The organism is Rhodosalinus sp., from assembly GCF_046542825.1.
Taxonomy (GTDB): Bacteria; Pseudomonadota; Alphaproteobacteria; order Rhodobacterales; family Rhodobacteraceae; genus Rhodosalinus.
Map to the genome: position 1 here is coordinate 1 of NZ_JBKHAQ010000117.1, position 8,485 is coordinate 8,485.

10 protein-coding genes are annotated in these 8,485 nt (G+C 71.3%); 1 reads left to right on the forward strand and 9 read right to left on the reverse strand.

What is annotated here, in order from left to right:
• The 9 genes from ACLFOB_RS12875 to ybgC all read right to left on the reverse strand — a co-directional run.
• The coding region (locus tag ACLFOB_RS12875) for an ATP-dependent metallopeptidase FtsH/Yme1/Tma family protein (RefSeq protein WP_410926322.1) at positions 1-568 on the reverse strand (568 nt) is incomplete at its 3' end.
• A 78-nt stretch (positions 569-646) separates the two neighbouring features.
• Positions 647-1,876 (reverse strand): tRNA lysidine(34) synthetase TilS, encoded by a 1,230-nt coding sequence (tilS, locus tag ACLFOB_RS12880; protein WP_410926323.1) that lies wholly within the window; start codon positions 1,874-1,876, stop codon positions 647-649.
• Positions 1,873-2,703, reverse strand: coding sequence for a tetratricopeptide repeat protein (locus ACLFOB_RS12885; protein WP_410916935.1), 831 nt, complete (start codon positions 2,701-2,703; stop codon positions 1,873-1,875). Before ACLFOB_RS12885 ends, tilS begins: the two co-directional genes overlap by 4 nt.
• A 4-nt stretch (positions 2,704-2,707) precedes the next feature.
• Positions 2,708-3,229, reverse strand: a complete 522-nt coding sequence (pal, locus tag ACLFOB_RS12890; protein WP_410916936.1) for a peptidoglycan-associated lipoprotein Pal — start codon at positions 3,227-3,229, stop codon at positions 2,708-2,710.
• A 95-nt stretch (positions 3,230-3,324) separates the two neighbouring features.
• Positions 3,325-4,653: a Tol-Pal system beta propeller repeat protein TolB gene (gene tolB, locus ACLFOB_RS12895; protein ID WP_410926327.1), complete on the reverse strand. Its 1,329-nt coding sequence runs from the start codon at positions 4,651-4,653 to the stop codon at positions 3,325-3,327.
• 178 nt (positions 4,654-4,831) lie between these two features.
• Entirely contained in the window at positions 4,832-6,028 is a 1,197-nt protein-coding gene (locus ACLFOB_RS12900) for a hypothetical protein (protein WP_410926324.1), read from the reverse strand.
• 10 nt (positions 6,029-6,038) lie between these two features.
• The gene (gene tolR, locus ACLFOB_RS12905; protein WP_410926325.1) at positions 6,039-6,509 is read right to left on the reverse strand and encodes a protein TolR; all 471 of its coding nucleotides are present in this window, start codon (positions 6,507-6,509) and stop codon (positions 6,039-6,041) included.
• A 4-nt stretch (positions 6,510-6,513) separates the two neighbouring features.
• On the reverse strand, positions 6,514-7,209 hold the full coding sequence (gene tolQ / locus ACLFOB_RS12910) for a protein TolQ (protein WP_410918602.1): 696 nt from the start codon (positions 7,207-7,209) through the stop codon (positions 6,514-6,516).
• A gap of 245 nt (positions 7,210-7,454) precedes the next feature.
• On the reverse strand, positions 7,455-7,841 hold the full coding sequence (ybgC, locus tag ACLFOB_RS12915; protein ID WP_410918603.1) for a tol-pal system-associated acyl-CoA thioesterase: 387 nt from the start codon (positions 7,839-7,841) through the stop codon (positions 7,455-7,457).
• A gap of 249 nt (positions 7,842-8,090) precedes the next feature.
• On the opposite strand from ybgC, the gene ACLFOB_RS12920 reads away from it, so the two are divergent.
• Positions 8,091-8,485 (forward strand): acetyl-coenzyme A synthetase N-terminal domain-containing protein (locus tag ACLFOB_RS12920; protein WP_410926326.1); only part of this gene is annotated, 395 nt, incomplete at its 3' end.

Here is an 8,485-nt window from a genome sequence, read left to right on the forward strand (position 1 = left end):
CGCCTTTCGGGATCTTGCCGCCGAGCCGCGAGAACTTCTGCGGGTTGCGCAGGAACTCGACAATCTCTTCCAGCTCCTCCTTGGCCTCGTCGATGCCGGCCACGTCATCGAAGGTGACGCGGCCATGCTTCTCGGTCAGCATCTTGGCCTTTGACTTGCCGAAGCCCATCGCACCTCCACGGCCTCCGCCCTGCATACGGTTCATGAAGTAGATCCAGACGCCGATCAGCAGCAGGAAGGGCAGCAGCGACAGGATGAAGGTCTGGAAGCCGGACTGTTCCTGCACCTCGGCGCGCACCTCGACATTGTTGCTGATCAGAAGGTCGGTGACCTGCGCATCCTCCGGCTTGACGGCGACGTAGTCGTTACCGTCCGCGCCGCGGAAGCGGATGCGCTCGCCGTCCAGGGTGACGGCGTTCACCTCGTTGTCTTCCACCGCCTCGACGAACTCGGAATAGCCGATCTCGCGGCTCTGCAGCGTCGAGTTGCCGCCGGAGAACAGGTTGAAGAGCGCGAGGATGAGAAGGAACAGAACCACCCAGAAGGCGATGTTGCGTGCGTTGCCCAAAGGAAGCACTCCCGTGAAATGTCAGCTCCTGCCTAGCACGACAGGCTTGTTGATAACATAGACAACGGGGCCGCCGGTTCAATGTGCCGCGAACTGCGCGGCAAGGTCGCGGGCCCCGATGAGCGGCGCGGCGTGCCAGCCGGCCGGTTTTCCCGCGACCGGCGCCGCGATCAGCTCCGGGCCGTCCCAGACGGCCGGGCTGCCCTCCAGCACCGCCTGCGGCAGGCCCGCTGCCCGCCAGCCGGCACATTGCAACAGGCCCGCGGAACCCAGCGCGGCAATCCGGCGCCCCGGCTCAGGGCCGGTGACGCGCCAGCGGCGGTCCCAGACATCGCCCGGTCTCGACCCGTCCGCGGCGGCCGCCGCTTCGCGGGCGATCCAGAGGCGATTGGCTTCGGTGACGAGGCGACAGCCTGCAAGCGTGCCCTCGCCCGTGGCGACGACCCCTTCGAGCGCGTCGAGCCGGGGGCGGTATGGCCTGCCGCCGATCAGCGCGATCGCACCTGCCACGAGCCGCAGGCGCGTGTCTTCGGGCGCGGCCGCAAGCGGGGTTCGGTCGATCGCGACGGCCCCTGCCGTGACCTCGGCCGCCCGCGCGGCCAGGTCGACTGCAGCATTATCCAGAACCTCTCGCGCGCGGCGCATGGCACGCGCGGTGCGTCCAAGTCGCGGCGCGTCCAGACCAAGCGGCGCCAGCTCCGCCAGCAGCCCGCGCGCCCGCACGCGCGCGAAGCGGCTGTCATCGTTGGACGGATCCTCGACCCAGGACAGGCCGCTTGCGGCGAGCCATTGGCGCAGTTCGGCGCGCCGCTCCCCAAGCAGCGGCCGGAGCCACGTCACGCCGGCTGTCCGGGTGACCGCCGCCATCCCGGCCAGCCCGTCCACGCCGGACCCGCGGGCGAGCCGCAGGAGCACCGTCTCTGCCTGGTCGTCCAGCGTGTGGCCCTGCGCGACCGCCGCTATCCCCTGCCCCGCAGCCCAGCGGGCGATCAGGCGTCGCCGCGCCTGTCGCGCCGCATCCTGCAGGTTTCCGCGCCCGTCCCAGCCCTGCCAGCGCAGGATCGTGTGCGGCACGTCGAGCGCGGCGGCCGCGGCTGCGACGAAACCCGCCTCTGCCGCCGCCTCCGGGCGCAAGCCGTGATCCACCGTCACCGCGTGCAGGGCGATGTCACGCGATCGGGCCCAGGCCCGCGCAAGATGCAGGAGCGCCATGCTGTCACCCCCGCCGGAGACGGCGACACCCAGCCGCGCGGGCGTCTGGGGCAGGAGCCGGTCCAGTTCGGCGGAAACCCGCCGGTCCAGCGTCACGGGCAGGACAGCTCGCCCATCTCCTCCTGCGCCCGAGACGCGTAGGGCGACGCCGGGAAGCGCAGTTCGACGTCGGCGAGGATCGGGCAGGCGGCGTCGACCCGGTCGAGCGCGCCGAGCGCGAGGCCCAGGCGGTAGAGCGTCTCGTCGGCAACCTCCGCCTCCGGGTGGGCCGAGAAGCCGTCCAGATAGGTGCGCGCCGCCTCGCGCATGTCACCCGCGGCTTCAAGCGCACGCCCGAGGCCCAGATAGGCGCGCGGCTCCAGCGGGCTGCCGGGATAGGTTTCGCGGAAGTCGCGGAAAAGCTCTGCGGCACGATCACCTTCGCCCGCATCGAGTGCGGCCTGCGCGGCCTCGAAATCCGCCTGTTCGCCGACGGCAAGCTGCGCGCCGCCGCCGGGCGCGCGGTCCGGCGCAGGCGCCGCGGCGCCCTCGTCGATGTCCCCGCCCAGCGTCGTCGTCTCGTCCAGCTGGCTGGTATCGCCGCCCTCCAGTTCGACGAGGCGGAACTCGAGGTCGCCGATCCGCCGGGTGCCGTCCTCGACGATCTGCTGGATGCGGTAGTCCAGTTCCTCGGTCCGGGCGGTCAGGCGCTGCAGCTCGCTCTCGATGGCGTTGACGCGGTCCAGCACGCTGTCCCCCCCGGTCTGCACGGAGGGTCCGCCGGTGGTGGACAGTTCGCGCCGAAGACGCTGAATCTCGACGAAGAGCACGCTCAGGTCCTGCCGGATGTCGGCCAGGGTTCGGTCGCGGTCGTCCTGCGCGGCGGCAGGAAGGGCCAGCGCCAACCCCATCACGCAAAGCAGGATTGCCGCCGCGCGCCGCATCGCCTCAGACCCCCGCGCCCAGCGCCAGCACCGTCACCGCGCGCCGGTTCTGCGAATAGCAGCTTTCGTCGGAACAGAGCGCGACCGGACGCTCCTTGCCAAAGCTCACGGTGCGCAGCCGGTTCTGCGCAACCCCTCGACTGACGAGATAGTCGCGCACCGCGTTGGCCCGCCGGTCGCCCAGCGCGATGTTGTATTCCCGCGTGCCCTGCTCGTCGGCATGGCCCTCGATGGTGGCGGAAAAATCGCTGTTGGTCGTCAGCCACTCTGCCTGTTCGTCCAGCACGGAACGTGCTTCGTCCGTCAGGGTGGACTGGTCGACGGCGAAGAAGACACGGTCGCCCACCGCCTCTTCGAAATAGGCGGGGCTCGTGGGATCCGAGGCGCTTCCCGGCTCCATGCCTGCCGCGTCGGCCCCGGTCATAGCGCCGTCGTCCATTCCCGCCCCGCCGAAGCGGTCGTTCGCGCCGCATCCCGAGAGCGCGAGCGCCCCCGCGACCAGCGCAACCTTGCCCAGATGTGTCATGCCCGTCCTCATGTGCCCGCTCACTCGCCTGAATCTTCCGGTTGCCCGGCGTTTGTCGTTCAATACCACAGCGCGATGTTCCCGCGAAAGCCGCCTCAGTCCTGCAGCGGCCCCCAGGAGGGGTCCGAGGCCCCCGCCGGCGTCGGCACCCGCCGCAGGTTGCGCCCCGAGACATCCACGGAATAAAGCGCCGATGACCCTTGTTCGCCCTGCGTTTCGCGGCTGAACATGATCACGCGGCCGTTGGGCGCCCATGTCGGGCTCTCGTCGAGGAAGCTTGCGGTCAGCAGGCGCTCTTCCGAACCGTCCGTGCGCATCACGCCAATGTGAAAGCGGCCCGACGCCTGCTTGGTGAAGGCGATCATGTCGCCGCGCGGCGACCAGACGGGCGTGCCATAGCGCCCCTCGCCGAAGCTGATCCGCCGCGGCTCGCTGCCCGTGGCCTCCATGACGTAGATCTGCTGGCTGCCGGAACGGTCGCTCTCGAACACGATGCGGGATCCGTCCGGCGCGTAGCTGGGCGCGGTCTCGATCGACGGCGCCGAGGTCAGGCGCGCGGTCTCTCCGCTGGCCACGTCCATGCGCCACAGGTCGGTGTTGCCGCCGCCTGCCTGCGAATAGAGCACCTCGCGCCCGTCGGGACTGAAGCGCGGCGAAAAGGTCGTGGCGCCCTGCGGCGTGGGCAGTTCGCGCCGCGAGACGGAGTCCACGTCGAGCAGGTAGATGCGCGGCTGCCCGGAGGCGTAGCTTGTATAGAGCACGCGGTCGCCGGTGGGCGAGAAGCGGGGCGCCAGCACGATCGCGTCGCTGTCCGTCAGATACTGCAGGTTCGCGCCGTCGTAATCCATGATGGCAAGGCGCTTCTGCCGGTCGCCCTTGGACCCCGTCTCGGAGACGAAGACGACCCGGCTGTCGAAATAGCCGCCCTCTCCCGTGATCCGGGAATAGACCGCGTCGGCCACCTTGTGCGCCATGCGTCGCCAGCCCTCGGCCGTGCCCTGGAACTGCAGCCCGTCGCCCAGCTCGGTTCCGGCGAAGACATCCCAGACGCGGAACTTGACCGCGATCCGCTCATCCTGCACCGAGACGGCGCCGGTGATCAGCGCCTGCGCGTTCACCGCCTTCCAGTCGGCGAAGGCCACGGGGGAGGCAAAGCTGGTGACGGACGAGATATGCGCCTCGCGCGGGATTTCGCGGAACAGCCCGGTGCCGGTCAGGTCCGACGCCACCACCCGGGCCAGCCGGTCTCCCCAGTCGCCCACATCAGGCGTCTCGGCCACGAAATCGGGCACGGCGAAGGGCATGGGCTCCACCACGCCCTCGGTGATCTCGATTCTGAGCGGCCCGTCCTGCGCCAGTGCCGGCGCGGCCAATGCCAGCGCAGGCAGGGCCGCCAGTCCCCCGAGCAGGCGTCGCCGATGCATCATCGCTCTCTCCCTTCCGCCGCCGGTGGCCGCGCTCCCGCCATCCCCCGGCCCCGATTCAAACCGCTCCGCGCCGCCGGTTCAAGCCCGTGGCTCCCCTCGCCGGGTTCTCGAGGCGCTTCGTGCCCCGTCGCGCCCGGAGGATATGCGCCCGGAGGATATGCGGCCCGGCCGGCGATCATCGCAGCCGCATCCCCGAGGGATCGAAGACCATCTCGATCCGCTGCCAGTGCTCGTATTTCTCGTCCGGCAGGTCGTAACCGTCCTGCTGGCAGCGCAGCACCGCGCGGCGCGCGGCCTGAAACGCGGTCTCCACCGCCCGCCCGCTGCCGCCCTCGGCGGAAACCATTTCCAGGCTGCCGTCCACCACGGTGCCGTCGCGGTTCATCTCCATCCCCAGCACGACGGTGACGTTTGCGGCCTGGCTGCCCACGTCCACCACCCAGCAGTCCTGCACCGCGACCCGCAGCGCGTCGCGCTCGCCCAGGCTGAGCGGCGGGGCGCCGGCGGCGGGCGCGCTCTCGCCCCCGTCTGTGACCTGCGCCAGGATGTCGTCGATTGCCTGGCTGGTGGCCTCGCGGTCGGCCTCGCTGTCCTGTGGCGCTGAATCGGGATCAGGATCGGCGGCCTCGGCGGTTTCCGTTTCGCCTTGTGCCGGCTCTGGATCGGGCGCCTCTGCGGTTTCCGTCTCTGGCTCCGCCGGCTCCGGATCGGCGGATGCGGGCCGTTCGGGCCGGGCCGCCGGGCGCAGCGAGGTTTCCGGCGCGCCTGCGGGCGCCTCCTCCGCCTCGGTCACGATCTCCGGCGCGGCCTCTTCGGGCGCGGCGGGTTCCGGCGCGGGCTCCGGCTCGGGCGCGTCCTCCGGCGAAGGCTCGGCCTGCGGCACCGGGTCGGGCGCGGTTTCGGCCTCCGGGGGCTGCGGCGGCGCGGGCGTGGGCGCCACGCGGTCGGCCGCACGCGGCTGCGGGCGCGGGCTGTCCTCCGGCAGGGGCGGCGCGCTGTCGGGCGGCGGCGCCAGTTCCGGCGCCGGGTCGGGCGTTTCCACTTCCGGCGCGGGCGTCATCGGCTCGGGCGGCGCGGGCGTTTCGTCAGGGGCGGGCTCTGCCGCCGTTTCGGGGGGCGCGGTGCGCGGCGGTGGCGCCTCTGCCTCCGGCGGCTCGGGCGCGGGCGTGTCCGGCGCATCCAGGTCCGAGATGCCGGGCGAGATCTGCGGCGCGTCCTGCGGCGCCACGAGCGCCGCGTAGTCCTCACCGCTCAGAAGCGTCACCTCGGCCACCTCCATCGGCAGCGGCTCGGACTCGAAGGCCCCGCCGAGGAAGGCCCAGCCAAGCAGCAGCAGGTGCCCCGCGCCCGAGATGTAATGCCCGACGTGCACGCGCGGCCCCTCATTCCTCCGCGCCGAAGCGCGGCCCGCCGCTTTCGGTCACGAGGCCGATCCGGTCGAAGCCGCCGGCATTGAGCGCGCCCATCACCTCCATCACGCGGGCGTAGGGCACGCCGCCGTCGGCGCGCAGGTAGATCTGCGGGCTTTCGCGCTCTTCCGCGATGGCGCGCAGCCGCGGGATCAGCTCCTCTGTGGGCACCTCGGTGGTCTGGATCGCGACGGTGCCCTCGCCGGTGAGGGTGATGGTCAGCGGCTCCTCCTCCGGCGTGGGCAGCGAGCGCGCCGCGCTTTCGGGCAGGTCCACCGGCACCCCCACCGTCATCAGCGGCGCGGCGACCATGAAGATGATCAGCAACACCAGCATCACGTCCACGAAGGGCGTGACGTTGATCTCTGCCATGGGCACCGCGCGGCGGCGGCGGCCGCGCCCGCGGCGCGGCATCCCGGCATTCTGCGTGACCCCTGCGCCCATCGGCTCACCCGTCCAGCTGGCGGCTGAGGATGGTGGCGAACTCGTCGGTGAAGGCCTCGTAGCCCGCGGTGATCCGATCGGCATCCGCCGAGAGCTTGTTATAGAAGATCACCGCCGGGATCGCCGCCAGAAGCCCGAGGCCCGTGGCCAGCAGCGCCTCGGCGATGCCGGGCGCCACGACCGCGAGGTTGGTGTTGCCCGCCTCGGCGATCTGGATGAAGCTGTGCATGATCCCCCAGACCGTGCCGAAGAGGCCGATGAAGGGCGAGGTCGAGCCCACCGTCGCCAGCACCGTCAGCCCCTTCTGCAGGTCCTCGTTCTCGCGCGCGATGGCCACGTCCATGCTGCGTTCGATGCGCGCCTGAACGCCTGCGATCAGCCCGCCGTCGCCGGTGTGGCTGCGCTGCCATTCCGCCATGCCGGCGGCAAAGACACGCTCCGCCCGCCCCGAGGGCTCGGGGCCCAGATCCTCGTAAAGCTCGTCCAGCGGCCGGCCCGACCAGAACCGCTCGTCGAAGCGGCGCGCCTCGCTGCGTGCGGCGCGATAGGCGACAAGCTTCTGGATGATGATCGCCCAGGCCCAGAAGGAGGCCAGCACGAGGATGACCATCACCAGCTTCACCGTGAGGGTGGAGCGCATGAAGAGCCCCCACATGGAGAAATCCATCTCCTGCGCGAGCGCCAGGGTTTCCGTTTCCATTCCGCCTGCTCGTCGTTTGCCGGCGCGGCCGCTGCCGCCCCGTCCTGCCCCGGGCCGCCGTCCCGCCACGCACCCCCGGCGCGTGCGGCGCAACCTCATTGGCCCCGCTTTTAGCGGATTTGACGCGCCAAGGCCAATACAACCGCGCGTGATCGGCCCTTGCATCCGCGATTTGTCGCCGGCGTGCGGTCTGCTCCTTGCGCCCTGCCGGGCGCGCGTCGCGGCGGCGGGCCGGTGCCGGCCTGCTAACCCCCGAGGGCGCGCAGGACCTCGGGCAGCCGCACGGGCCGGCCCGCCGCACCGATCGCCACCAGTTCCACTTCCGCGTCGAAAAGCGCCGCGCCGTCGCGCAGCACCCGCTGGCGCAGGGTCATCCGCGCGGGGCGGGCGGAGACCACCTCCGTCTCCACGTCCAGCAAATCGTCGAAATGCGCGGGCCTCAGATACTCTGCTGCGATCCGCCGCACCGCAAAGACGGTGCCTGCCTCCCGCATCGCCCGCTGGTCGAGGCCCAGCGCGCGCACCCAGTCGCTGCGCGCCCGCTCCATGAACTTGAGGTAGTTGGCGTGATAGACGATGCCGCCCATGTCGGTGTCCTCGTAGTAGACGCGGCACTGGAAGCGGTGGGTCATGGGGTGTCCTCCTGTCCCGCGCGACCCTGCGCCCGGCATCCGCAGGGTTCAAGGCGCAGCGCGGCGCGAGCGCGTCAGGCGCGGCGCCCCGGCGCGCGGCGCGCGATCCCGGACAACGCAGTCTCCCACCAGGCGCGCCGAATGAGGAATCTCTCGACAACGACCGGGCGCCACCTCCGGCTGGACGCCGACTGCGACGGCGCGTAAACCGGCGCGCAGCGCGCGAGGACGACCCGGGAGGAGGACGAGATGAGCTATGCCGAGGAATATGCGCGGTGGCAGGCCGACCCCGAGGGCTGGTGGCTGGAGGCCGCGCGGGCCATCGACTGGGACCGTTTTCCCGCAACCGCGCTCGACGCCTCGAAGGCGCCGCTTTACGAGTGGTTCCCCGACGGCATGGTCAACACCTGCTGGAACGCGGTGGACCGCCACGTCGAGGCCGGGCGCGGCGGTCAGCTGGCGATCATCCACGACAGCCCGGTCACGGGCGTCGTCCACAAGATCACCTATGACGAGCTCAGAAACCGCGTCGCCCGCCTTGCCGGGGCGCTGCGCGCCAAGGGTGTCGGGAAGGGCGACCGCGTCGTGATCTACATGCCGATGGTGCCCGAGGCGCTGGAGGCGATGCTGGCCTGCGCGCGGCT